At 69.6% G+C, this 22,735-nt stretch carries 27 protein-coding genes; 12 read left to right on the forward strand and 15 right to left on the reverse strand.

The annotated features are described in order from the left end of the window. Positions 1-383 precede the first annotated feature (383 nt). Together Afe05nite_RS18510 and moaA are read right to left on the reverse strand one after the other, a co-directional pair. Entirely contained in the window at positions 384-635 is a 252-nt protein-coding gene (locus tag Afe05nite_RS18510; protein ID WP_203818380.1) for a MoaD/ThiS family protein, read from the reverse strand. Position 636: 1 nt separating this feature from the next. Further along, positions 637-1,653 carry a GTP 3',8-cyclase MoaA gene (gene moaA, locus Afe05nite_RS18515; protein ID WP_203818381.1) on the reverse strand — a complete coding sequence of 339 codons (1,017 nt, stop codon included), beginning with the start codon at positions 1,651-1,653 and terminating at the stop codon, positions 637-639. Between the two features lie 322 nt (positions 1,654-1,975). On the opposite strand from moaA, the gene Afe05nite_RS18520 reads away from it, so the two are divergent. After that, positions 1,976-2,728: a methyltransferase domain-containing protein gene (locus Afe05nite_RS18520; RefSeq protein WP_203818382.1), complete on the forward strand. Its 753-nt coding sequence runs from the start codon at positions 1,976-1,978 to the stop codon at positions 2,726-2,728. 6 nt (positions 2,729-2,734) lie between these two features. Here Afe05nite_RS18520 and Afe05nite_RS18525 read toward each other — a convergent pair whose 3' ends face one another. After that, the gene (locus tag Afe05nite_RS18525; protein WP_203818383.1) at positions 2,735-3,616 is read right to left on the reverse strand and encodes a fructosamine kinase family protein; all 882 of its coding nucleotides are present in this window, start codon (positions 3,614-3,616) and stop codon (positions 2,735-2,737) included. Positions 3,617-3,762: 146 nt separating this feature from the next. On the opposite strand from Afe05nite_RS18525, the gene Afe05nite_RS18530 reads away from it, so the two are divergent. Together Afe05nite_RS18530 and Afe05nite_RS18535 are read left to right on the forward strand one after the other, a co-directional pair. Then, the gene (locus tag Afe05nite_RS18530; protein WP_239117952.1) at positions 3,763-4,176 is read left to right on the forward strand and encodes a GNAT family N-acetyltransferase; all 414 of its coding nucleotides are present in this window, start codon (positions 3,763-3,765) and stop codon (positions 4,174-4,176) included. Positions 4,177-4,276: 100 nt separating this feature from the next. Beyond that, positions 4,277-5,365: a DUF4192 domain-containing protein gene (locus Afe05nite_RS18535; protein ID WP_203818385.1), complete on the forward strand. Its 1,089-nt coding sequence runs from the start codon at positions 4,277-4,279 to the stop codon at positions 5,363-5,365. A 161-nt stretch (positions 5,366-5,526) separates the two neighbouring features. On the opposite strand, the gene fdhD is transcribed toward Afe05nite_RS18535, so the two are convergent. Then, entirely contained in the window at positions 5,527-6,354 is an 828-nt protein-coding gene (gene fdhD / locus Afe05nite_RS18540) for a formate dehydrogenase accessory sulfurtransferase FdhD (RefSeq protein WP_203818386.1), read from the reverse strand. A 126-nt stretch (positions 6,355-6,480) separates the two neighbouring features. Between fdhD and mobA the strand changes: the two genes are divergently transcribed. Genes mobA through Afe05nite_RS18555 form a run of 3 tightly spaced genes read left to right on the forward strand, consistent with a single transcriptional unit; the run spans position 6,481 to position 8,492 of the window. Beyond that, entirely contained in the window at positions 6,481-7,080 is a 600-nt protein-coding gene (mobA, locus tag Afe05nite_RS18545) for a molybdenum cofactor guanylyltransferase (RefSeq protein ID WP_239117953.1), read from the forward strand. 46 nt (positions 7,081-7,126) lie between these two features. Beyond that, a complete protein-coding gene (locus tag Afe05nite_RS18550) occupies positions 7,127-7,366 on the forward strand; it encodes a DUF6457 domain-containing protein (RefSeq protein ID WP_203818387.1) in 240 nt (79 codons plus the stop codon). Between the two features lie 37 nt (positions 7,367-7,403). Then, complete coding sequence (locus Afe05nite_RS18555; RefSeq protein WP_203818388.1) at positions 7,404-8,492, forward strand: T3SS (YopN, CesT) and YbjN peptide-binding chaperone 1; 1,089 nt, start codon at positions 7,404-7,406, stop codon at positions 8,490-8,492. Positions 8,493-8,500: 8 nt separating this feature from the next. On the opposite strand, the gene Afe05nite_RS18560 is transcribed toward Afe05nite_RS18555, so the two are convergent. After that, a complete protein-coding gene (locus tag Afe05nite_RS18560) occupies positions 8,501-10,231 on the reverse strand; it encodes a beta-propeller domain-containing protein (protein WP_203818389.1) in 1,731 nt (576 codons plus the stop codon). Positions 10,232-10,244: 13 nt separating this feature from the next. Continuing rightward, complete coding sequence (locus tag Afe05nite_RS18565) at positions 10,245-10,718, reverse strand: Lrp/AsnC family transcriptional regulator (protein ID WP_203818390.1); 474 nt, start codon at positions 10,716-10,718, stop codon at positions 10,245-10,247. 67 nt (positions 10,719-10,785) lie between these two features. Here Afe05nite_RS18565 and ddaH point away from each other — a divergent pair, with 67 nt between their 5' ends. Beyond that, the gene (ddaH, locus tag Afe05nite_RS18570; protein ID WP_203818391.1) at positions 10,786-11,613 is read left to right on the forward strand and encodes a dimethylargininase; all 828 of its coding nucleotides are present in this window, start codon (positions 10,786-10,788) and stop codon (positions 11,611-11,613) included. Between the two features lie 36 nt (positions 11,614-11,649). After that, the gene (locus tag Afe05nite_RS18575; RefSeq protein ID WP_203818392.1) at positions 11,650-12,222 is read left to right on the forward strand and encodes a bacterial proteasome activator family protein; all 573 of its coding nucleotides are present in this window, start codon (positions 11,650-11,652) and stop codon (positions 12,220-12,222) included. On the opposite strand, the gene Afe05nite_RS18580 is transcribed toward Afe05nite_RS18575, so the two are convergent. The 4 genes from Afe05nite_RS18580 to Afe05nite_RS18595 form a co-directional block, all read right to left on the reverse strand. Beyond that, positions 12,219-13,022 (reverse strand): HAD family hydrolase, encoded by an 804-nt coding sequence (locus Afe05nite_RS18580; RefSeq protein ID WP_203818393.1) that lies wholly within the window; start codon positions 13,020-13,022, stop codon positions 12,219-12,221. The two genes, Afe05nite_RS18575 and Afe05nite_RS18580, sit on opposite strands and share 4 nt — an antisense overlap. Further along, positions 13,022-13,834 (reverse strand): Cof-type HAD-IIB family hydrolase, encoded by an 813-nt coding sequence (locus Afe05nite_RS18585; protein ID WP_203818394.1) that lies wholly within the window; start codon positions 13,832-13,834, stop codon positions 13,022-13,024. The genes Afe05nite_RS18580 and Afe05nite_RS18585 overlap by 1 nt, the downstream gene beginning before the upstream one ends. Before the next feature lie 111 nt (positions 13,835-13,945). Further along, entirely contained in the window at positions 13,946-15,208 is a 1,263-nt protein-coding gene (serS, locus tag Afe05nite_RS18590; protein ID WP_203818395.1) for a serine--tRNA ligase, read from the reverse strand. 32 nt (positions 15,209-15,240) lie between these two features. Then, positions 15,241-15,993: a hypothetical protein gene (locus tag Afe05nite_RS18595; protein WP_203818396.1), complete on the reverse strand. Its 753-nt coding sequence runs from the start codon at positions 15,991-15,993 to the stop codon at positions 15,241-15,243. Positions 15,994-16,059: 66 nt separating this feature from the next. Here Afe05nite_RS18595 and Afe05nite_RS18600 point away from each other — a divergent pair, with 66 nt between their 5' ends. The 3 genes from Afe05nite_RS18600 to Afe05nite_RS18610 all read left to right on the forward strand — a co-directional run bounded on the left by Afe05nite_RS18600 (position 16,060) and on the right by Afe05nite_RS18610 (position 17,706). After that, positions 16,060-16,488 (forward strand): OsmC family protein, encoded by a 429-nt coding sequence (locus Afe05nite_RS18600; RefSeq protein ID WP_203818397.1) that lies wholly within the window; start codon positions 16,060-16,062, stop codon positions 16,486-16,488. Between the two features lie 50 nt (positions 16,489-16,538). Then, the gene (locus tag Afe05nite_RS18605) at positions 16,539-16,901 is read left to right on the forward strand and encodes a metallopeptidase family protein (protein WP_203818398.1); all 363 of its coding nucleotides are present in this window, start codon (positions 16,539-16,541) and stop codon (positions 16,899-16,901) included. A 64-nt stretch (positions 16,902-16,965) separates the two neighbouring features. Then, complete coding sequence (locus Afe05nite_RS18610) at positions 16,966-17,706, forward strand: AIM24 family protein (protein ID WP_203818399.1); 741 nt, start codon at positions 16,966-16,968, stop codon at positions 17,704-17,706. Here Afe05nite_RS18610 and pheA read toward each other — a convergent pair. The 5 genes from pheA to Afe05nite_RS18635 all read right to left on the reverse strand — a co-directional run bounded on the left by pheA (position 17,703) and on the right by Afe05nite_RS18635 (position 21,184). Further along, positions 17,703-18,650: a prephenate dehydratase gene (gene pheA, locus Afe05nite_RS18615; protein WP_203818400.1), complete on the reverse strand. Its 948-nt coding sequence runs from the start codon at positions 18,648-18,650 to the stop codon at positions 17,703-17,705. The two genes, Afe05nite_RS18610 and pheA, sit on opposite strands and share 4 nt — an antisense overlap. Before the next feature lie 89 nt (positions 18,651-18,739). Next, on the reverse strand, positions 18,740-19,429 hold the full coding sequence (locus Afe05nite_RS18620; RefSeq protein WP_203818401.1) for a hypothetical protein: 690 nt from the start codon (positions 19,427-19,429) through the stop codon (positions 18,740-18,742). A 24-nt stretch (positions 19,430-19,453) separates the two neighbouring features. Further along, positions 19,454-19,843, reverse strand: coding sequence for an ACT domain-containing protein (locus Afe05nite_RS18625; RefSeq protein WP_203818402.1), 390 nt, complete (start codon positions 19,841-19,843; stop codon positions 19,454-19,456). Between the two features lie 61 nt (positions 19,844-19,904). Next, positions 19,905-20,363, reverse strand: a complete 459-nt coding sequence (locus Afe05nite_RS18630; RefSeq protein WP_203818545.1) for a hypothetical protein — start codon at positions 20,361-20,363, stop codon at positions 19,905-19,907. 83 nt (positions 20,364-20,446) lie between these two features. After that, the gene (locus Afe05nite_RS18635) at positions 20,447-21,184 is read right to left on the reverse strand and encodes a hypothetical protein (RefSeq protein ID WP_203818403.1); all 738 of its coding nucleotides are present in this window, start codon (positions 21,182-21,184) and stop codon (positions 20,447-20,449) included. A 287-nt stretch (positions 21,185-21,471) separates the two neighbouring features. Between Afe05nite_RS18635 and Afe05nite_RS18640 the strand changes: the two genes are divergently transcribed. Then, on the forward strand, positions 21,472-22,671 hold the full coding sequence (locus Afe05nite_RS18640) for an arginine deiminase (RefSeq protein WP_239117954.1): 1,200 nt from the start codon (positions 21,472-21,474) through the stop codon (positions 22,669-22,671). Positions 22,672-22,735: the final 64 nt, after the last annotated feature.

Here is a 22,735-nt window from a genome sequence, read left to right on the forward strand (position 1 = left end):
CACCTCCAGCAGTGCGCACCCGCAGCGTGCTCATCACCCTGCGCCCCAGTCGTGTGCCCCAGCGGCGGCCTCACCGGGCTGACCTTGGTTCCGCCGACCTCGCGCCTTGGCCTCTGCCCCCGGCCCTGGGAACCGATCTTCGCCCTGGACCCACGCCCTACCTGCCGCGTTGCCTCGACCCCAGTTCGCTACCGGTGCTGGTGGCCGCCTCGCGTAGTGCACCGGCCCCCGCCCGCACCTGCGGTAACCCCGCACCTCGTCGTCACCGTGCGAAGCGTCGCGCTGAAGCTGTAAGGGAACGCGGCCTCATGGTGGTCAGTCGGGCGCAGTGTGAGCCGACCGCGGTCGCCAGTCAGCCGGGGTGGGGCCAGTCGGCCGCGGTGTCAGCCGCCCGCGAACGGCGGCAGCACGTCGATCGTTGCGCCGGTTGGTAGCGGGGCGCGACGGTCGTGGCAGGTCAAGCCGTCCACCAGGAAGCTCGCCGACTTCAACACCATGGCGAGCCGCTCGCCGTGGCGGTCGGACAGCAACTGGGTCAGCTCGTCGAGTGACGTCGCCTCGGCCGGCTCGGCGGAGACACCGTTGGCGGCAGCTCGGGCACCGGCGAAGTAGCGGACGGTCAAGCTCGAGGACATGTCACCCTCCGATCGCGGACATCGGGCGGGCGGGCTGCAGGAAGCTGGGATCGTCGATGCCGTGGCCGGCCCGCTTTCCCCGCATGGCGATCACCCATGCCTCGGCGATCTGGTCGTCGGACGCTCCGGCACGAAGAAGTTTGCGCAGATCGCTCTCGTCGGTCGCGAACAGGCAGTTGCGGACCTGTCCGTCCGCGGTCAGCCGAGTACGGTCGCAATCTCCGCAGAATGGTCTGGTCACGCTGCCGATCACGCCTACTCGGGCGGGGTTCCCGGCGGCATCCAGATGGCCGGGCACCAACCAGGTCTCGGCCGGCGCTGTTCCACGTGAAACCGAGTCAGGCTGAAGATCGAATTCCTGCAGCGCCGCCAGGATCTCGTCGGCGGTCACCATCGTGTGCCTGTCCCACCGGTGCTGCGCGTCGAGCGGCATCTGCTCGATGAATCGCAGTTGGTAGCCGTTGGCCAGCGCGAAACGCATCAGTGCCGGCGCCTCGTCGTCGTTGATGCCCCGCATGAGCACCGTATTGATCTTCACGGGCGTCAGTCCGGCCGCGTTGGCCGCGGTCAGACCGAGCATGACGTCAGCGAACCGATCGCGTCGCGTGAGTGCCTGGAAGCGCTCGGGGTCCAGGGTGTCCAGCGAAACGTTGATCCGGTCGAGCCCCGCCTCGCGCAAGGGCACGGCCAGCCGCTCCAGCCCGATCCCGTTCGACGTCAGCATCAGCTGAGGCCGCGGTGTGAGCGAAGCGGCGTCCCGCACTATGTCGAGCAGCCCGCGTCTGAGCAGGGGTTCCCCGCCGGTGAATCGCACTTCGGTGATCCCGAGCATCGAGACCCCGATCCGAATGAGCCGGCGCACCTCGTCGTCGGTGAGCTGCTCCTCGCGCGGTAACCAGGCGAGCCCTTCCTCGGGCATGCAGTAAGTGCAGCGGAGATTGCACCGATCGGTGAGCGAGACCCGAAGATCCCTGGCCACGCGCCCGAATCGATCTGCGAGCTCAAGCACAGACGGCACCCACCGTCCGAGACCGTCCCGCTTCTCTCATGACTACGAATCTAGCGGCTGACATAGCCGACTGCCGCTGGCGAAGCAGTGCTTTGGGCAACGCCGGGCCGGGCGATGATTCCACCGGTGGAGCCGGTTGCGGCCCGCTTCCCCGATCCACGCGGGCACCTGCGGCGAAGATTCCCCAAGCGGCCTGGCAAGTGCGAGAACCCGTCAACGACGCGCCCTTGGCCGTTGTCGCCAGAACAGACGCCGGATTCCAGTTCGACCTCGACAGTTGGCGGAGCGGAATGCGGTTGATCGGCGGCGAGCGGACTGCAAGGGTCGGGCCGTGAAGTCGTTTGCGGAACTCGTCGCCGAAGGCCAGAGCGTTCCCGTCGAAGGGTGGGACTTCTCCTGGTTCGCGGGACGTGCCACCGAGCAGCGGCCCTCGTGGGGCTACGCGCGGCTGATGGGTGACCGGATGGCCCGCGCCGGTCGGGCGCTCGACCTGCAGACCGGCGGGGGTGAGGTGCTCGCCGGCATACCCGGGGCTCCGCCGACACTGGTGGCCACCGAGGGCTGGTCACCCAACGCGGCGCTGGCCCGGGAACGACTCGCCGCGTTAAGCGGTCGCGTGGTGGAGGTCGACGAGAACGACGACCTTCCCTTCGAGGACGGCTCGTTCGATCTGGTCGTCAGCCGCCACCCGGCCACGTCCCGCTGGAGCGAGGTGGCCCGGGTGCTAGCACCCGGCGGCACCTATTTCTCGCAGCAGGTCGGAGCCGGCTCAGTGCGTGAACTGACCGACTTCATGATGGGCTCGCAACCGGTTAGCCCGGTCCGCGATCCTGAGCGCGCACGCATCGCCGCGATCGAGGCCGGCCTGACCGTGGTGGACCTGCGCTCCGAGGCGCTACGGATGGAGTTCTTCGACGTAGCGGCCGTGATCGTTTTTCTCCGCAAGGTCATCTGGACCGTCCCGGACTTCACGGTCGCCGCCTATTCCGACCGGTTGGCGGCCCTGCATACACAGATCAGCGAGCACGGCCCGTTCGTCGCTCACTCCCAGCGCTTCCTGATCGAGGCGAACAAGCCGGTCTGACCCGCGTCAGAACGCGCGCAGCGCCTTGGTCGCGGCCGTGACCACCGCGTTCTGGTAGGCGCCGCCGAAGGCCGCCGCGTGCACCAGCAGCAGATGAAGTTGGTGCAGGGGAATCCGGGCATGCCACCCGTCGGCCAGGGGGCGGACCTCCAGATATGCCGACAGGATGCGGTCGAGATGTGCGGCGCCGCCGAACAGATGGAGATTGGCCAGATCGGTCTCCGGGTGACCGCCGTGGGCCGCGGGGTCGATCAGATAGGCCCGGTCGCCGGTGGACCACAGGATGTTGCCGGGCCAGAGGTCGCCATGGGTGCGACTTGGCGTCACGTCCTCGGTCATGTCGGCCAGCCTGTCGAGGACCTGGTCGACGACCGCTGTGTCGGACGGGGACAGGGCGCCGTTGGCGGCCGACGACTTCAGGTAGGGCCAGAGCCGGCGCTCGGCGAACCAGGCCGGCCACGGGCCCGGGTGTGGGGTGTTGTCCATGGGTAGCGGGCCGATGTAGCCCGGCCACGGAGCGCCGAATGCCTCGGCCGGGGCGCCGTGCAGCGCGGCCAGGGCGCGGCCGAGGCGTTCGGCGGCGGTCGCGGTGGCGGGCGCTGAATCGATCCAGTCCAGAGCGATCATCTGGGGAAGAACCACCAGCAGTTCGGGGGTGGCCGCGCCGGCCTCGGCCAGCCAGCGCAGACCGTTGGCCTCCGCCTCGAAGAAGCCGGTCGGCGGGTCGCCGGCAGCCCAGGTCTTGGCGAACAACGACGTGCCGTCGTCCAGTGTCAGGCGGCTCGCGGCGGAGACGCTGCCGCCCCCCACCGGCGTCTCGCGGATGCGCTGGTGAGTGAGAAATGTCGGGAGATGCTCGGGGTGCGCGCGTAAGTACGCCTGGTCCACGGGGCTATCTTCCACTTCGGCTCACGGACGCCCGAAATCGGAGTCAAAATGTCGGCATGAGCCCTGTCACAGTGCGTTCGTACCGTCCGGGTGACCACTCCGCGGGTCGGCGACTGTGGTCTGAGCTGACCAATCAACACAACAGCATGTATGGGGAGCCGGCCGACGACAGGGGCGAGGGCTTCGAGGAATATCTGACCCGTCTCGATCTGAGCGGGCTCTGGGTGGCCGATCACGCGGACGACGGGGTGATCGGGTTGGTCGGGCTGACCATGCGGGGGCGGGTCGGCGTGGTGGAGCCGATCGTCGTCACGGTCTCTCACCGACACAAGGGTGTGGGGCGCAAACTGCTGAGACACGTGGCGAACGAGGCCAAGAAGCGGAACATGACCACCCTGACGATCTCGCCGGACTCGCGAAACGTGGATGCCATCCGGAGCCTGCACGCGGCCGGTTACGACGTGCTTTCCTCTGTTGAGTTGACCCTCGACCTCGGGCGGCACCCTCAGGAGCGGCACCGGGAAGGGGTGGAACTGCACGATATGCAGTTCCGCTCGTAGGTCGCACAAGATTCTTTGGAGCCTGTGGACAACGGTGCGTTGTCCACAGGCTCACGTTTTGGCACTTCCCTGATCGGCTCGGGACGCCAAGCTCATCGGCATGACCCCGGATTGCTCGATCACCGTCCGTTCCGCCGCCGAGGCAGTCGCTTACGCGCCCTATGTCATCGGTTTCCATCCCACCGACAGCATCGTCGTGCTGTGCCTCGCCCGGCGGATCGTCGTCGTGGGCATGCGCTACGACCTGCCACCGCCGGCCGAGGCACTCGACGACGTGGCCGAGATGATCGCGCTCCAGCGAGCTCCGGAGGTGATAGTCCTCGGCTACGGGCCACCGCCCGCGGTGACCCCGGCGGTGCACGCCCTGCTGGCCGCCCTCGAGCCAACCGGGGTGCGGGTCACCGAGGCACTCCGGATCACCGAGGGACGCTGGTGGTCCTACACGTGCGCTGATCCCTCGTGCTGCCCGCCCGACGGCACGCCGTGCCGGTCCGACCTGGCGGCCGAGGCGGTCTATCGCGGGTTGGTGGCGCTGCCCGACCGGAAGGCGCTGGTCGCTCGGGTGGCGCCGGCCGAGGGTGCCGTGCGCCGGGAGATGGCGGAGGCCACCGTGAAAGCCCAAGCCCGCTTCACCGACCTGACCGCGGCGGACGTCGAGGCTGGACGCGGCGGGCGCCTGGTGCGTAAAGCCGGACGGCAGGCGATCCGGGAGGCCGAGCGAGTCGCGCGTGCGGGCCGAATGCCGTCATGCAAGGAGGTCGCCTGGCTGGGTGTCCTGATGGTCGAGTCGGTGGTGCTCGACTATGCCCTGGAGCGCTCCGGCCCGGAGGAGTGGCGGATGCGGTTGTGGAACGAGGTGCTGCGCCTCGTCGACCCGGTCTATGCGCCGGGCCCGGCCTGTGTGCTCGGATTCGCCGCCTGGCAGTCCGGTGACGGAGCGTTGGCACGTGTCGCGCTCGACCGAGCCCTGCGAGAAAATCCGGGCAATCGGATAGCCGGTGCCCTCGACCGGATCTTGAGCGCCGGAATCGGGCCGACGGCGCTGGTGGCCCTGCACCCGCCGGGGACGGAGCCATCATCGGCCAGGAATCAGGCCGAGCAGGCGAGGGCGAAGGACAAGAAGCGGGGTCGGCCGGCGGCCGGTGCCGGGCGGCGGATTCGTCGCGGCACCCGCCGCCAATCGCTGTGACCGGCGGCGGGCACCGGTCGCGGGCACCAGTTGCGGGCAACGGTTGCGGGGCAGCGGTTGCGGGCGCGGCCGGCGCCGCCCGGCGGGTGAAGGTGCGCGAAGGCGGTCCGATCGACGGCCACTCCGGCGAACCTCCAGCGCGGAGGCAAGACTCGGAGTGCTCAGACGGTTACGCGGTGAGTTGCCGTGTAGACGTTCATCGTGGCGCCGCGGAGGAAGCCGACCAGGGTCATCCCGGCCTCGTCGGCCAGTTCCGCGGCCAGGGTGCTCGGTGCCGACACCGCCGCGAGCAGCGGGATTCCGGCCATCCAAGCCTTCTGGGTGAGTTCGAAACTGGCGCGGCCGGAGACCAGCAGCAGGTGACCGGTGAGTGGCAACCGGCCCTCGCGCGCGGCCCAACCGATCACTTTGTCGACCGCGTTGTGCCGGCCCACGTCCTCGCGCAACACCACGAGCTCGCCGGCCGCCGTGAACAGCCCGGCCGCATGCAGTCCGCCGGTGCGGTCGAAGGTGCGCTGGGCGGCCCGCAGCAGGTCGGGCAGCGCCGCAAGGGTGCCGGCGGGCACGACGGTGGGGTCGCCGGACACGTCGAACTGCGAGCGGGTGCGCACCGCGTCGATGCTCGCTTTGCCGCAGACACCGCAGGAACTCGTCGTGTAGAAGTTCCGGCTCGGGTCGGTGACCGGCGGTGGCACGTCGGCGCCGAGGGTCACGTCGACCACGTTGTACGTGTTGGGGGTGTCGGTGCCGGCACACAGCTGGGCGGTCACCACGTCCTCGGCCGAGCTGATGATCCCTTCGCTGAGGAGGAAGCCGATGGTGAGGTCGATGTCCTGTCCGGGCGTGCGCATCGTGACGGCGAGCGGCCGCTTGCGCACCCGGATCTCGAGCGGTTCCTCGGCGGCCAGTTCGTCCGGTCCGCGCCGAGGAGCGCCGGCCATGTTCAGGTTGATCTTCACGACCGGTCGCCGGGTCGACGTACGTGCCATGGGTCGAGCCTATGCCCGCGAGCATCGATGTCGGGAGGCCGGAAACAGCGCGCGGCCGATAGTGATCCACGACCGCGAAGTGAGCGCGCGGTCACGCTCGACACGCGCTCGGGATACGGTACGTACGTGGGAGGGTTTGCGGCGGTGGTGCTGGCCGGTGGCGCGGCACGGCGGATGGGCGGCGCGGACAAGCCGATGGTGCCCGTCGGCGGTCAGTCCATGCTGACCCGAGTCCTGGCCGCGGTGCATGATGCCGATCCGCGGATCGTGGTCGGCCCGGTGCCGCCCGACCTGCCGGTTCCCGTGCACTCCACCCGGGAGCAGCCGCCCGGCAGCGGCCCGGTCGCGGCCACCGCGGCGGGTCTCGCGCTCGTGCCCGCGAACGTCACGTTCACCGCCTTGCTGGCCGCCGATCTTCCGCTGTTGACCGGCGAGGCGATCGACGTGCTGCGGCTGACCGCCGAGTCGGCGCCGATGCAGGGGGCGGTCTACCGCGACGCCGAGGGCCGGCGGCAGATGCTGTGCGGCGTGTGGCGTACCGCGGCGTTGCGTGACGCCGTGGCGCGGCTCGAGGAGGAACGCGGAAGTTTGGCCGGGGCCTCGGTTCGCGAGTTGATGGAATACCTGCGGGTGGCCGAGGTGTCCTGGCGCCGGCCGGGCCCGCCGCCGTGGTTCGACTGTGACACCGACGACGACCTCCGCACCGCCGAAGAATGGGCCAGGTGACCCGACCTTGGCGCCAAGCCGGGGAAGCACGGGAGAAGGGGCCACGATGAGCGAGCTGGAGGCCTGGGTCGAGGCCGCGAGCGAGGAGTTGGGCCTGGACGCGGCGGAGGTGCCGGTCAAGGCGGTGCTCGACGTGGCTCGCGACGTCGCCCACGGTGTCGTCCGGCCGGGAGCGCCCGTTTCCGCGTACCTCATGGGGGTCGCGGTGGGGCGCGGCGCGGATCCCGCGGACGTGGCGGATCGGCTTTCTCAGCTTGCGCTCTCGTGGTCGAAACCCGCCTCCTGAGGTCTCTCGATAAGGTGACGGAGACGGAGGTGGGATCATGACGGCAGACAGCGCCGCAGATGAGTCGAACGACAACATCCTGCTCGATGAACCGAGCACGGCTGACCTGCGGGCCAAGGTGACCGAGGCCTGGCGCGAGTTCGCGAGTGCGCTTGCAGCACTGGTGCCGACACTCGCTCCGGGCGCGCACGTGGACGTGACACTCGACCCGACGGCGTCGGGCACCGGGCTCGCCGTTTACTCGGTGAGCCTGCGCGTGCTGCCCGCCGGGGTGGTCGAGGCGCTTGCGGTCGGCAACGCGGAACTGCCCGAGGGCTACCGCATGGACCGGGCCACGGTCGCCGACCTGGTGGCTCTGGGCTGGTCGCCGCCGGGCGTGCTGCCGGGTTCGGGCGACTCGTTCGGCCTGAGCTCCACCCAGGCCAAGGCCAGCAGCCTGGCCACCATCGTCAGCCGCACCCTGCGTGACGTCTACGGTGCGCCGCACCCGGCGTTCCTGGTCTATCTCGTGCACGACGAGAACGACGAGCCGATCGAGTCGGCGCCGCTGGCCACCGCGCGGCACGAGCCGGGCATCGGCGAGGTTCTCGACCTCGACGACCTCGACGACCTGGACGAGGAAGGGCTGTCGGCGGCGCTCGCCACCGCGGCCGACGACGTGCCGCTCGAGGAGCGGGTGCGCACGGTTGTGGCGACGATGACCAAGACGCCTGTCGACCAGCTTCAGGTGGACACCGACGGGGACATCGGCATCCGGGCCGGCTCGGCGATGGTTTTCGTCCGGGTCCGGGATAATCCGCCGCTGGTCGACGTCTTCTCGCCGATCCTCACCGAGGTCGAGCCGACCGAGGATCTTTACGTCAAGCTGTCCGAGCTGACCAACCGGATGCCGATCGGCCGTCTCTACATCGCGCAGGACACGGTGTGGGCGTCGATCCCGGTCTTCGGCCGCAACTTCCAGGCCACCCACCTCATGCTCGCGGTGCAGGTGATGACCGGCCTGGCCGACGAGCTCGACGACCGGCTGCACGGCGAGTTCGGCGGCAAGCGCTTCTTCGGCGAAGGCGACAAACCCGCGCCGTCGAAGCAGCCCACCGAAGATCACCGCACCGGCATGTACCTCTAGACCGGCACCTATTTCTGGAACCGCACCGTCGCCAGCGTGTCGAGAGTGGACAGGCTGGCGACGGTCAGGCCGCCGTCGCCGAGGGTCCACAGGTTGTCGCCGATCACCAGCGAGCGCCGCACGTAGCCGTCGAGGTGGCCGACTTCCCGCAGCTTGTCGCCCTCCACTCGGAAACCGGTCGCACCTTCGCGGGACCCCTTGACCGGCAGGACAAGCAGGCTGGTCGCGGGCCACCACAGCAGCGCACGCGGATCGAATTCGGCATCGGACACCGCCCGCGCCGTCACGTGTTGATCGAGGCGGCGCGGGGTGGCGTCGCCGACATCGAACAGCGAGACCGACATCCCCTGACGTACGCCATCAGGGCTGGCCTCCTGACCGACGCCCACGAGGCGATCCTCGCCGACCTGCTGAAGGTGCGCCGAATAGCCGGTGATCTTCAGTTGACCGGTGACGCGAGGCGCGGTCGGGTCGCTGAGGTCGAGGCTGTAGAGCGGATCGGTCTGCCGGAACGTCACCACGTAGGCGCGGGACCCGAGGAAACGTACGGCATAGATCTGCTCGTCGGCCCCCAGCCCGCCGACCTCGCCGACCGGCACCAGATCGCCGCCGTGGTTCTCCAGCACCCGCACGGCTGACTCGTTCTTCGCGGTCGTGGCGACCCGCAGCCGACCGTCCCACTCGGACATCGCGTATTGGTCGAGCAGCGTCCCGGGAACCGTTCCGGAGCCGACGAGGACCGGTTTGCCCCCGGTCGGCGGCGTGGCGAACTGGAAGATCTCGGTGCCCGGCTCCGCTGTTCGGTCGTTGGCGATGTAGAGGGTGGACGGCGTCCCGTAGACCATCTCGCCGTCGGCGACCACACCCAGCGGGTTGCCGCTGTCGAGGGCCGGCGCGTTCAGGTCGAAGGTGAGCAGAGTGAGCAGGCTCGCCCCGGAGAACGACTTGGGCCGCCGCACGTCGTCGCAGCCGAGCCGACCGGTGGCGGCCGACCCGCCGCCGGTCACCTGCCATGACGGCAGCCAGGCGTCGATCGGTGCGGTGCCGATCGCCGCCCGGTTCTCCCGCAGCAGGACGTCGTCGCGGGCGGCGGTCGTCGGGAAGTTGATCCGGGGGATGGAGCTGAGCACCACCCGGGCAACGTTGCCGGTCTGCCGGGCATCCACCACCCGCCCCACGCTCCGATAGTGGCTGAGCACTTTCGGAGCACCGGTCAGATCGACAAATGTCAGGTCCACATTGCCGTTGGGCGGCAGCAACCCGCCGCGGAGCCGGCCCGCCATGGTCCGCTCAGCGGTCAGCACCAGCGCGTGGTCGCCGGACAGGAGCAGCTGGGCGGCTCCGGGCGAACCGAGCGCCACGCTGCCGGTCACCGACCGGGTGGCCGGGTCGATCACCCGCAACGTCCCCCGGTCGATCGTGACGATCCGCCGGCCGTCGGTCTTGACGACGTCCGGTTCGTCGACGCCGGGCTCGTGCACGTTGGTGCTGGAATGCGGCGGGGTGGAGGCGGCCCGCCCGACGCCCGACCAGGACTCCGGCATCGGCGCGGTGAGCCCGTAGCTCGTGACGGTGCGCTGGGTCGCCGCCCGCAGTTCGGTCAGCAGGCTGTCGCAGGAGTCGAAGGCGACGAGGTCGAGCTGCGGTCGGGCCGACGGCGTGGCCGGGCCCGGCGTGGCGGCGGTGGTGCAGCCACCGAGGGTGAGGAGCGTGGCGAGAAGCAGAACCGGTCGGCGCATGGCCGGTTGGACGCTAGCCCGAGATGGTCGGTTCCGGCGCCGGGGCCACGGTCGCAGTCTCCACCAGCCGGGACAGCACGATCATGCTGCGGGTCGAGGTGACGAACGATTCGGCCCGCAGCCGTTCAAGGGCCTGCTCGAGGTGCCCGATGTCGGCGGCCCGCAGGTGGACGAGCGCGTCGGCCTGCCCGGACACCGTGTAGGCGCCGATCACCTCGGGGTGCCGCCGGGTCGCCACCGTGATCTGTGCGGGAGTGGTCCGCCCGGTGCAGAACAGCTCGACGAACGCCTCGGTCGTCCAGCCCACCGCCGAGGGTTCGATCACGGCGGTGAAGCCCTTGATCACCCCGTCCGAGCGGAGACGATCGACCCGCCGCTTCACCGCCGGCGCGGAGAGCGAGACCTTTGACCCTATTTCCGCGTACGACGCTCGCGCATCGGCGACCAGTAACGCAATGATTCGCTGGTCTACGGCGTCCATCTGCAACGATTCGCCTCCATCACACAAGATTTCTCGCTGTTTCGTACGCTCAAGCCTACTTACGCTTTACCTCATGAGCCAGACGGAGCGCTTGCCGCGAAACCGGACATATCTGATGTGTCCGCCGGAGCACTTCACGGTCGAGTACGCCATCAATCCGTGGATGGACACCACCGTCCCGGTCGACGCGGCGCTTGCCGTCAAGCAGTGGGATCTCCTGCGTACGACCCTTGTCGACCTCGGCCACACCGTCCACGTGCTCGCCCCGGTCGCCGGCCTGCCCGACATGGTCTACGCGGCCAACGGCGCCTTCTCGGTCGACGGCACGGTCTACGGCGCGCGCTTCCGCTATCCGCAGCGCGCCGACGAGGCCGCGGCGCATCGCGACTTCTACGAGACGTCGCAGTGGAGCTACCAGGCGGCCGAGCACGTCAACGAGGGTGAGGGCGACTTCGCCTACCTCCCCGAGGCGCATGGTGGCCTGATCCTGGCCGGCTACGGCTTCCGCACCGACTCCAAGGCGCATGCCGAGGCCCAGGAAATGCTCGGCCGCCCGGTCGTCTCCCTCCGGCTGGTCGACCCGGCCTTCTACCACCTCGACACGGCGCTGGCCGCCCTCGACGACCACAACGTCACCTACTACCCCGACGCGTTCTCGGTCTCCTCGCAGCGGGTGCTCGCGCAGCTTTTCCCGGACGCGGTGCTCGCCGACCGGGCCGACGCCGAGGCGTTCGGGCTCAATTTGGTAAGTGACGGTCGTCACGTCGTGCTCAACACCGAAGCCACCGCGATGGCCGAAAAGGTGCGCGCCGCCGGTTACCACCCGGTGCCCGTCGAGTTGACCGAGCTCAAGCGGGGCGGCGGCAGCGTGAAGTGCGCGGTGGCCGAGCTAAGGCCCTGAAGCAGAGCGTGGAACGCGTGCGGGAAGATGGATCGCATGACCGACGACAACCGCACCGCGGAGAAGCAGGAAGACGGCTCCGTCATCGTGGTCGGGCCGGACGGCCGCCCGATGGGCACGGTCGAGTCCGACGGCACCCTGACCCCTGAGGAGCCGGGCAACCTGATCGAGCAGCCCGCCAAGGTCATGCGCATCGGCAGCATGATCAAGCAGTTGCTCGAGGAGGTGCGGACCGCCCCGCTCGACGAGGCGAGCCGCGGCCGGCTCCGGGAGATTCACCAGCGCTCCATCACCGAGCTCGAGGACGGTCTCGCCCCCGAGCTGCGCGACGAGCTGGAACGGTTGTCGCTGCCGTTCGAGGGTGAGACCCCGCCCAGCGAGTCCGAGCTGCGCATCGCCCAGGCTCAGCTGGTCGGCTGGCTCGAAGGCCTCTTCCACGGCATCCAGGCCGCTCTGGTAGCCCAGCAGATGGCCGCCCGCCTCCAACTGGAGCAGATGCGCGGTGGTGGCGCGGGCGGTGGCCGCCCGGCGCTTCCGATGGGTCGCCTGCCCGGCATGCCGGGTCAGCCGCAAAACCCGGGCGAGGGGCCGACCGGGCAATATCTCTAGAGGTCGAAGGCGTCACGCAGATAACGCGCCACGCCGTCCTCCTCGTTCGTGAGACCCACCTCGTCGGCCACCGCGCGGACGGCGGGGTGGGCGTTACCCATCGCCACCCCGTGGCCGACCCACGTCAGCATCGGGATGTCGTTGGGCATGTCGCCGAAGGCCAGCACCCCGCTCGCCTCGATGTCGGACAGGGAACACAGCCAGGCCAGCCCGGCCGCCTTGGTCACCCCGGCCGCCGAGATCTCCACCAGTGCGCTCCTGGACGAGTGGGTCACCGTCGCGATCTCTCCGAGCAGGCCGCTGACCAGCTCGTAGAACTCATCGGCGGTGTAGTTGGCCGAGCGCACGAGAAGCTTCACGGCCGGCACCGAGGTGAGTTCCTCGGCGGTGGCGATGGCCCGGATCGTCTGGTCCGGTTTGGCCCAGCGCACCGGCCAGGCCTGTTCGTGCCAGAACGACCGGCCCTCGTCGACCTCGACCGCCAGGGTGATGTCCGGAACGGCCTCCCGCAGTCGCTTCGTCACGTCGAGCAGGATGTCGGCGGCGAGCGGCTGGGCGCGCAGCACGCGATCGGTCCGCGGGTCGTAGACCACCGCGCCGTTGGCGCAGACCGCCGGCACCGGTTCCGGCATCTGGTCGTAGAGCTGCCGGAGCCAGCGGACCGGACGGCCGGTCACGAGCACGAAAGGGACAGGCAGGGCGCGGATCACCTCGAGCGTGTCCTTGCTCAGCGTGCCGTCGTCGCGAATGAGGGTGCCGTCGATGTCCGAGGCGACAAGCTGGAAAGGGTATTGAGCCATCACCTCGACAGTAACTTGTCGAGATAGACCGCCACCCCGTCCTCGTCGTTGGACAACGTCACCTCGTCGGCCACCGCCATGACGGCCGGATGGGCGTTGGCGACCGCCACCCGGCTCCACCCGGCCCAGGCGAACATCGGCAGGTCATTAGGCATGTCGCCGAAGACCAGCACATCGCGCGGGTCGACCCCGACGGCCTCGGCGACCACCGACAGGCCGGTGCCCTTGTCGACGCCGGCCGGGCAGATCTCGACATAGTCGAGGCCGGCCTGGGTGACCGAGGCCACGTGCGGCGGAACGATGCGTCGGGCCACCTCGAGCAGATCGTCGACGTGATAGTCGAACGACCGGGCGAACGCCTTGATCACATCGCCGCCGAGGCATTCGGCTCGCTCGCGCCGCTCGACCACCACGGGATAGCGCCAGGTGGGGTCGTAGTCGCCCCACAGCGGGGAGTCGTCGTGCTCGAGCGCTTCCACCAGCACCGAGAGCGCACCGACCTCGGCCTCGAGGTCGGCCAGCACCCGGGCCAGCGTCGATCCGGCGAGCCGGGAGCGCAGCAGGTAGCTCGACTCGGCCTGGTCGAGCACCCAGCCGCCTTGGGCGAGCACCAGAAAATCAGCCACCCGGATGTCGTTACGGGTGAGCGACGTCAGGCGCGGCCCCCGGCCGGTCGCGCCGACGATCCGAATGCCGGCGGCCCGGACTCGTTCGAGAACCTCATGGGTGTACGCGGACACGGTGTCGTCGCTGCGCACCAGTGTGCCGTCGAGATCCGTCGCGATCAGCTTGGGGAGTCCAGGCTTGACCATCGATAACCTCCGAGGGTGGGGCTTGACCCCCGCGGAGGGCGGAAGGAAAACGGTACACCTGCGCAGCTAGCAGCGACTATGACTTTTGGTAGCGGGCAGATGTATTGCCCGTTAGCGGGCCGGTTCGAAGACGTCGCGACCACCGAGGTAGGGCTGGAGTGCCTTGGGCACCCGCACCGAACCATCCGGCTGCTGGTGGTTCTCCAGGATCGGAATCAGCCACCGGGTGGTCGCGAGCGTGCCGTTCAGGGTGGCCGCGGTCTGCGGTTTGCCGTCGGCGTCGCGGTAGCGGATGTTGAGCCGCCGCGCCTGGAACGTCGTGCAGTTCGACGTCGAGGTGACCTCGCGGTAGCGCTCCTGCGACGGCACCCAGGCCTCGCAGTCGAACTTCCGCGTCGCGCTCGAACCGAGGTCGCCCGCCGCCACGTCGATCACGCGGTAGGGGATCTCGACCTTGGCGAGCATCTCCTCCTCCATCGCGAGCAGCTTCTGGTGCTCCTCGGCGGCCTGCTCCGGCTTGCAGAACGAGAACATCTCGACCTTGTCGAACTGGTGCACCCGAAGGATTCCGCGCACGTCCTTGCCGTAGGACCCGGCCTCCCGGCGATAGCACGACGACCAGCCGGCATAGCGCATCGGTCCGGCTTCGAGATCCAGGATCTCGCTTGCGTGGTACGCGGCGAGCGCGACCTCCGAGGTGCCGACCAGATAGAGGTCGTCGGCCTCGAGACGGTAGACCTCGCTGGCATGGGCGCCGAGGAAGCCGGTGCCCTCCATCGACTCCGGTTTGACCATGCTCGGGGTGATCGACGGGGTGAAGCCGTGTTCCACCGCCTGGTTGATCGCCATCTGCAGCATGCCGAGTTGGAGCAGGGCGCCGACCCCGGTCAGGAAGTAGAAGCGCGAGCCGGAGACCTTGGCACCGCGCTCGGTGTCGATCGCCTTGAGGGCCTCACCGATCTCGAGGTGGTCCTTCGGGTTCTCGATCACCGGGCGGTCACCGACCTCGCGGAGCACCACGAAGTCGTCCTCGCCACCCGGCGGCACGCCGTCCTGCACGATGTTGGGCACCGCGAGCTGCGCCTGGCGCAGCGTGTCGTCGGCGGCCGAGGTGGCCGCGGCGGCCGCCTTGACCTCGCCGGCCAGCTCCTTGGTGCGAGCCAGCAGCGCCGCCTTCTCGTCGCCGGACGCCCTCGGCACCTGCTTGCTCAGCGAGTTCTGCTCGGCCCGGAGAGCCTCGAACCGTTGCGTGGCGGCCCGGCGCTCCTCGTCGGCGCGCAGCAGCGCATCCACCAGGTCGGTGGACTCGCCGCGCAGACGCTGGCTGGCACGGATCAGCTCGGGGTCCTCGCGAAGCAGGCGCAGGTCAATCACGAGGCGAGCCTACCGGCGCGCCCGTACCGACTTCACCCGGATATCCCCTGTCGTCCCGAACCGCTGGGTGTGTCGTGATCGTTGCCCAGCATCGTGAACGGCTTGGCCGGCCCGACCGTGAGCTCGAACGGCTCGTCGACCGGCACCTGTTCGTCGCCGTCAGTGGCCGGGCGCCGCCAGGTCCAGGAGCCGGACCGGTCGGAGTAGTAAAGCGCCAGCATCGCGAAGAACACCCCGGCCGCCGCGCACCAGAGGCCGCGGCCGTAACCGATGTGCATCTGCCCCGGATCGAGCGACATGCTGTAGAGATTGGGCACCACCCGGCTCTGCCCGCCGATCGACACCATGAGCGCGAAGAGCAGCCCGAACAGGGTGCCGCCCACGCTGAGCCCGGCGAGCCGCACCCAGCGGCGCCCGGCTTGCGGCCCGAAGATCGTCAGCACCACGGCGACGACGAGCGGGAAGACACCGACCAGGAAGGCGGCACCGAGCGCACCGAGCTCGGAGATGTCGGTCGGCACCGGGCGGTCCCCGAAGTCCCCGTCGGAGCCGAAGACCGCCGCGTCGACGGTGGTGACCTGCCACTCCGAGACGAGCGATGCGAGCAGGGCGACGGCGCCGAGCAGCGCGGCGAGCGGCACCAGCCGCCGGTCGGTGGTCAGGCCGCGACCGAGGTCGGCGAGCTGCCGGCGGCGCCCGGTGGGAGGTGCCTGCACCGGGCCGAACTCGGCCACCGTCTCGGCCGGCGGCGGGTCGAGATCGATCGGGGGGCGCTCGGGGGGCATGAGACCCATGATGGCCCGTGCCCGGTCGCCCGGCCAGGCCCCGCGGGATGGTCTAGCGTTTTGGGCATGCCTATTCGCACCGCTACTGCCCGCTGGGATGGGAACCTCACCGAGGGTTCCGGCACGATCAAGACCGGCAAGGGTGGCTACCAGGGGAACTACTCGTTCAAGTCGCGCTTCGAAGAGGGCGAGGGGACGAACCCGGAAGAGCTGATCGCCGCCGCGCACTCCGGCTGCTACTCGATGGCGTTCTCGAAGGCGCTCGCCGACGCGGGTTACACCGACACCGCGGTCGAGACCGTGGCCAAGCTCCACTTCGACAAGACCGACGCCGGCTTCAGCGTCACCAAGATCGACCTCGAGACCGTCGGCACCGTGCCCGGCATCGACGACTCCGAGTTCCAGAAGATCGCCCAGGCCGCCAAGGAGGGCTGCCCGATCTCTCGGCTGCTCGCCCCGGGCACCGAGATCACGCTCTCCGCGAAGCTCGCCTAGCAGCAAAGCCCGGTGCGGGCCCGAGCCCGCACCGGCACGCTCGCGGCACAATGGGGACTGTGCCGGTCGAGATGAGTCGCGAGCGCTTCGAAGAACTCGTCGGTGAGGCGCTCGACGAAGTGCCCGTCGAACTGCTGTCGATGATGAACAACGTGGTCTTCATGGTCGAGGACGCGCCCCCCGACGGCAGCGAGGACCTGCTCGGACTGTACGAGGGGACGGCGCTCACCGATCGGGGATGGGACTACGCGGGCGTGCTGCCCGACCGCATCACCATCTACCGCCTGGCGACGCTACGGGTCTGCGACACCGAGACCGACGTGATCGACGAGGTCGCGATCACCGTCGTGCACGAGATCGCCCACCACTTCGGCATAGATGATCACCGGTTGCATGAGCTGGGTTGGGGCTGACGGAGGAGTCCACTTTTGGTGGGGGGTCCTACCCTGGTGCCACATCGCACACAGGAGGACGTTCATGCGCAGCGAGCTCTTTTCGGCGGAAAACCTGGAGAAGGAGTCGGCCCAGCCCGGGTTGCGTCTGCAGAACTCGAAGCTGCTCAAGGCCGAGCTGAACGGCGAGTTCATGGCTCGCCAGGGCTCGATGGTCGCGTACCAGGGCAACGTTCAGTTCGAGGCGCTGGGTTCCGGCGGCATCGGCAAGTTCATCAAATCCAAACTCACCGGCGAGGGTGTGCCGCTGATGCGGGTGCGCGGCACGGGTGACGTCTTCCTCGCCGAGCGCGCCGCCGACGTACACCTCATCGACCTCGAGCCGGGCGACGGCCTCTCCATCAACGGGGCCAACGTGCTCGCGTTCGAGTCGACCCTCAACTACGACATCAAGATGGTCGGCGGGGCCGGCATGATGTCCAACGCCGGCCTGTTCAACTGCGTCTTCAGCGGGCACGGCCGGATCGCGGTCACCACCAAGGGCACCCCGGTGGTGCTCAGCGTGGACCAGCCGACATACGTCGACCCGCAGGCCGCGATCTGCTGGTCGGCGAGCCTGCAGACCGGCTATCACCGCGCCGAGCAGCTCGGCCTGGGCACGCTGCTGGGCCGCTCCACCGGCGAGCGTTTCACGATGAGCTTCGCCGGTCAGGGCTTCGTGGTCGTGCAGCCCTCCGAGGAGCCCCCGGGTGGTCTTGCCGGCACCGGCAGCGGTCAGCAGTCCGGCCAGGGTGGCGGCCTGCTGGGCAACATCCTCGGCAACTAGGCGCTGTCGCCGGCTCGGAGGCGTGCCAGCCAGGCCGCCGAGTCGGCGAAGTCGGTGTCCGAGAGGCCGGGCGGGGACGGCACCGGCTCCTCCGGGGTGAGCCTGTGCCGCGGATAGCTGCCGAGGAAACGCACCTCGGCGCAGACGCGGCGCAGGCCCTTCAGGGCCTCGCCCATCCTGGTCTCGGCCACGTGCCCGGTGCAATCGAGGAAGAAGACGTACGTACCGAGCTGCTCACCGGTGGGCCGCGACTCGATCCGGGATAGGTTGACGCCGCGCACCGAGAGTTCGGTGAGCACCGACAGCAGGGCTCCGACCTGGTCGTGCCGGATCGACAGAGCGAGCGACGTGACGTCGTCGCCGGTCGGCTCGGTGGCCGGGCCGGGGCGGGTGAGCAGGGCGAAGCGGGTGACCGCGTCGGAGTGGTCGGCGACCTTCTCGGCCAGCACGGTCAGCCGGTTGCGCGGCACCCCGATCGGCGCGCACAGGGCCGCGTCGAACTCCCCGGCGGCCGCGGCGATCGCGGCGGCCGCGTTGGACAGCACGTCGATCACGGTCGCGTCGGGCGTGTGCGCGCGCAGCCAGTTGCGGCACTGAGCGGACGCCTGCGGGTGCGCGGCGATCGTCCGGATGTCGGCGAGCGGCGTGAGCGATCGGGCCGCCAGCACGAACTCAACCGGCAGCACGACCTCCCGCGTGATCATCAGTGGGCTGCCGGTGGCCAGTTCGTCCAGGGTGACCGGGATGGCGCCGCCCACCGAGTTCTCCAGCGGGACCAGCGCGGCGTCGGCGTCCCCGCTGCGCACCGCCTCGAGCGCCTCGGGCACGCTGCGTGCCGGCGTGCGCAGCCCGTGCTCGGCGGCGGGGATGGTGCGCAGGGCGGCCTCGGTGAAGGTGCCCTCGGGACCGAGGTAGACGAAACGGGTCGGCGGGGTTCCGGGCATGCCGCGATTCTAGGCGCCGCCCGTTCCCGACCCGCCTACCAGCGGGCGCCGCTCGTTCCTGCATCAGCGGGGCGCCGCCCGGCCGGCGGTCAGAAGCCGCAGGCCAGCACTCGGATGCCGGGCGGGGCCGAAGTCTGCACCGGCGCGATGCAGACTTCGGAGCCGGCCGCGACGATCGCCAGGGTGGCGTCTTTGCCTCTGGTGACGACCATCAGCGGCTCGAGCTGATCGGGGTTCGAACCGGACACCTCGACCGCGCTGAACGACCAGTCGGTCGCGCAGTACGGTCCGTTGACGACCTTCAGGGTGGCCTTCGGGACGCCTGCCTGCTTCTTCAGCAGGTCGAGGATCTGGACGTTGGTGGGTGAGCCGGTGCAGCGGGGTGCCGGCGTCGGCCGAGGCGTCGGCGAGACGGTCTCGGGCCCGAGCTTTGTCGGCGCGACCGTCGGATACCTATAAGTCGGATATGTCCGACCAGGCACCCCAGGGAACGCGGGCTGCCCGGGAAGCCCGGTCTGCCCGGGGAAAGGCTGCCCGGGAAAACCGGTCTGGCCGGGCGCGGGCTGGCCGGGCAGGAGGGTCTGGCCGGGAAGCGGTGTCTGGCCGAGTGGCGGCAAGCCCAGCGACGGCGGGAGCGTCAACGGCACCGCACTCTGGCTCGCATTGAGCGGCGGCGATGAAGGAAGTTCCCGCGGCGGCTTCCCGCAGCTGGTCAACAGCAGTAGGCCCAAGGTGGCGGGGATCAGCATGCGGGGGATGAGGCGTGTGTGGGGGGACACGCGCACATGTTAGGCGTGCACGCCTCAGGAAGCGATGCGGTGCCCGGCCGCGGTGAGGGTGTCGACCGCCTCGCTCAGCCGCACGGCCGGCACGAGAAGATAGTCGGTCGTGTAGGTCGAGAACGTGACGATGTTGACCCGGGCCTCAGCCAGCGGGCCGATCAGGGAGGCCAGCACCCCGGTCAGGGCCAGGTCGAGCGGGCCGACCACACGCAGGCAGCGCCAGGCGGTGTCGGCGGTCGCGTCGTCCGGCACCCGGTCGGCCGGGCAGATGATCGACAACTCGTCGGGCGCCCAACTGAGCGAGATGACGCCCTTTTCGTCCGGACCGGCGGCCAGTGAAGCCGGAATCGGCGAGCCGGCCGGAAGCCGACACACCGCGTACTCCTCCGGTAGCAGATCTAGATCGAGCATTAACGCAGACTACGGTTTTGTTTCGTCAATGCCCAACGCTCGCAGTGCGGCAAACGCCACATCAACGCACCGGCGAGAAAAACGTCAGCGAGCCGGCCACCTCGTCGTTGTGCAGCAGCGGAGTGGTGATCGCGTCGACGGTGAGCGGCGGCTCGCCCGGGATGGGCGCCACCCGCAGCAATCCACGGGCCAGGCGCTTGCTGCGGATTGCCAGCAGCGGCGGGATCTTTTCCACGTCGGCCTCGTCGAGCGCGGCCGCGAGGGCGGTGAAATCGATCAGGCGGATCGCGGTGCTGAGGGGCTGCCCGACCACTTCGATCGGTTTACCCAGGCCGAACAGCTCGCTGCACGAGACGGACAGCGCCAGGATCGTGGTGGTGGTGTCGATCACCAGGCACGGCTCGGGGGCCTCGGTCACCGTCGAGGTCCAACGGTCGACGCTCGTGACGAACTCGGCCTCGGCCGGTGTCCGTGCCTGCGGCACGAACGCTCCTGAGAGGGAGAGCTCGATGTGACCCACCCGGTCCTCCTCGCTCCTTCGGATCATGAAGTTGACGCCACGCGTGGGCGCGGCGTCAACTTCACGACTGCACGGAAGGAACGTTACCGGCGTGCTGGGCGCTTGTCAGCGGCCGTTTGTCCGTCAGGGTGCCACCGGTAGTCGCCGGCCGGGCGGTATGGCGCGTTTGCCCAGGTAGCGGGGTGGTGCGCGACGGCGGAAAGCTTGCTGGCGGTGGCCGGCGAGATGCGCGAGCCGCCCGCGATCAGCAGCCGGTCGAGCTCCTTGTCGGTCGAGACGAGGACCTCCTTCGGCAGGCCGTGCACGCTGATCACGCCGGAGCCGACGAAGGTCAGCACGGGGGTGACCGGCACGGACAGGCCGACCGCGGCGGAGAGTGCCTTGCTGGCGCGGCGGGATTCCCGGCGGGCCTCGGCGATGTAAGCCGGGCGCTTGCCGTTGATCTGCACGACGTCGCCGGCGATGAGCACGCGGGCCCGGCCGTGGTCGGCCACGGTCACCGCGTAGATGCCGCCCGGACCGATGGCCAGGAATCCGGCACGGTCGTCGGCGAGATCGGGTTCGGAGTAGACCTGCGCGTCGGTGCGCGGCCAGTCCACGATGTGCCAGTTGGGACCCAGTCGATCGAGGCGGGTCAGCGCGCGAGCGCCGGCGGCTTCGAGTCGGCGGGCGTCACGCTCGGCACGACGGCGTCGGGCCCACTCGGCGGGCGACGGGCGGGCCGCCGGGTCGAGGGGGGTTGGGGGCGGGACTGGACGATCGAGCGTAGGTAGCGCCTTTGTGGAGGGCGCGGGAAGGGCTGGGCGCGGGAAGACAGTCACTGCGACCTCCGGCAAAAGGTCTCTTCGGGCTCTCTTTTCACTACCGTACGTGCATGCCCCGGTACGGAGGCAAGACATCGTGGCGAAAGAGGCTGGAGTGAGTGGGGATGAATGCCGCATTCACGCACGAATTTTTCTTGCGGATGGTGCATCGCGGCGTTCTCTCCCCGGTTCGGCAGCTTCGAGCACAAAGCTTTCAAGTACGAAGTTAGCCTCACCTTCGCTCGCGCGCACCGATGTCTCATGATCTAGTCAGAACGTCATCAAGCGAACGCGAGGAGTACGGGGTGAACTACGTCGACAGCGAGGTCGGTCCGCTGCGTACGGTCCTGCTCCATCGGCCCGGTGCGGAGTTGGCCCGGCTGACCCCGCGAAACAACGACTCACTGCTTTTCGACGGCATCCCCTGGGTGGGTCGTGCCCAGGAGGAGCACGACCGGTTCGCGGAGGCTCTGCGCGATCGTGGCGTCGAGGTGCTCTACCTCGCCGACCTGCTCACCGAGACGCTCGCGGTGGCGGAGGCACGCGCCGAACTGACCGGCGCGGTGCTCGACGACCGCCGGCTCGGCGACACCCTGCGCGACTCGGTCGGCCGCTACCTCGCCGATCAGGACCCGCGCCGGCTCGCTGACGTGCTGATGGCCGGGCTCGCCCACCGGGAGCTGAAGCCGGGCCCGGGTGGCCTCGTCTACGAGCTCATGGACGAGCACGACTTCATCATCGATCCGTTGCCCAACCTCCTGTTCACCCGGGACTCGTCGGTGTGGGTGCGCGACCGGGTCGCGGTGACCAGCCTGGCCATGCCGGCCCGGCAGCGCGAGACCACGCTCACCCGGGCGATCTACCGCTATCACCCGCGGTTCGCCGGAGTGGAGCTGCTCTACGACCCGGCTCTGGAGCATGTCGAGGGCGGCGACGTGCTGGTACTGGCGCCGGACGTGCTGGCCATCGGGGTCGGCGAGCGCACCACGCCGGCCGGCGCCGAGCGGCTGGCCCGGCGGGTCTTCGCGGCGGGTCTGGCGCACACCATCCTGGTGGTGCCGATCACCCAGGAACGAGCCACCATGCACCTCGACACCGTGTGCACGATGGTCGACACGGACGCGGTGGTGATGTACCCGTACGTGGCGGACACGCTCCGCGCGTACACCGTCAAATCGGACGCCGGTGGTGAGCCGCGCGCCCTGGCCCCGCGCCCGTTCCTGGAAGCCGCCGCCGACGCGATGGGCATCGATCGGTTGCGGGTGATCGACACCGGCCTCGACCCGGTCACCGCCGAGCGCGAGCAGTGGGACGACGGAAACAACACCCTCGCGATCGCGCCGCGGCTGTGCGTGGCCTACGAGCGCAACATCGAGACCAATGCCCAACTCGAGCGGGCCGGCATCGAGGTGGTCCGGATCAGCGGTTCGGAGTTGGGCAGCGGCCGTGGCGGCCCGAGGTGCATGAGCTGCCCGGTCGAGCGCGCTCCGCTCAGCGCACAGTGACTTCCGAGACCACGAGCGAGGGCGTCGGCCGTCGACCGTGAACGCCGACGAGCCGGGGCGCTGC

It is taken from the genome of Paractinoplanes ferrugineus, assembly GCF_016862195.1.
GTDB lineage: Bacteria > Actinomycetota > Actinomycetes > Mycobacteriales > Micromonosporaceae > Actinoplanes > Actinoplanes ferrugineus.

Bases quoted from the DNA above. Each gene is read 5' to 3' on its own strand.
- Afe05nite_RS18580 (WP_203818393.1), bottom strand. From the start codon at position 13,022: ATGGCTCAATACCCTTTCCAGCTTGTCGCCTCGGACATCGACGGCACC.
- ddaH (WP_203818391.1), top strand. From the start codon at position 10,786: ATGAGCCAGACGGAGCGCTTGCCGCGAAACCGGACATATCTGATGTGT.
- Afe05nite_RS18605 (WP_203818398.1), top strand. From the start codon at position 16,539: ATGGGGACTGTGCCGGTCGAGATGAGTCGCGAGCGCTTCGAAGAACTC.
- Afe05nite_RS18535 (WP_203818385.1), top strand. From the start codon at position 4,277: ATGACCCCGGATTGCTCGATCACCGTCCGTTCCGCCGCCGAGGCAGTC.
- Afe05nite_RS18610 (WP_203818399.1), top strand. From the start codon at position 16,966: ATGCGCAGCGAGCTCTTTTCGGCGGAAAACCTGGAGAAGGAGTCGGCC.
- Afe05nite_RS18600 (WP_203818397.1), top strand. From the start codon at position 16,060: ATGCCTATTCGCACCGCTACTGCCCGCTGGGATGGGAACCTCACCGAG.
- fdhD (WP_203818386.1), bottom strand. From the start codon at position 6,354: ATGGCACGTACGTCGACCCGGCGACCGGTCGTGAAGATCAACCTGAAC.
- Afe05nite_RS18555 (WP_203818388.1), top strand. From the start codon at position 7,404: ATGACGGCAGACAGCGCCGCAGATGAGTCGAACGACAACATCCTGCTC.
- Afe05nite_RS18575 (WP_203818392.1), top strand. From the start codon at position 11,650: ATGACCGACGACAACCGCACCGCGGAGAAGCAGGAAGACGGCTCCGTC.
- Afe05nite_RS18510 (WP_203818380.1), bottom strand. From the start codon at position 635: ATGTCCTCGAGCTTGACCGTCCGCTACTTCGCCGGTGCCCGAGCTGCC.
- Afe05nite_RS18560 (WP_203818389.1), bottom strand. From the start codon at position 10,231: ATGCGCCGACCGGTTCTGCTTCTCGCCACGCTCCTCACCCTCGGTGGC.
- Afe05nite_RS18530 (WP_239117952.1), top strand. From the start codon at position 3,763: ATGTATGGGGAGCCGGCCGACGACAGGGGCGAGGGCTTCGAGGAATAT.
- Afe05nite_RS18625 (WP_203818402.1), bottom strand. From the start codon at position 19,843: ATGCTCGATCTAGATCTGCTACCGGAGGAGTACGCGGTGTGTCGGCTT.
- pheA (WP_203818400.1), bottom strand. From the start codon at position 18,650: ATGCCCGGAACCCCGCCGACCCGTTTCGTCTACCTCGGTCCCGAGGGC.
- Afe05nite_RS18585 (WP_203818394.1), bottom strand. From the start codon at position 13,834: ATGGTCAAGCCTGGACTCCCCAAGCTGATCGCGACGGATCTCGACGGC.
- Afe05nite_RS18550 (WP_203818387.1), top strand. From the start codon at position 7,127: ATGAGCGAGCTGGAGGCCTGGGTCGAGGCCGCGAGCGAGGAGTTGGGC.
- Afe05nite_RS18595 (WP_203818396.1), bottom strand. From the start codon at position 15,993: ATGCCCCCCGAGCGCCCCCCGATCGATCTCGACCCGCCGCCGGCCGAG.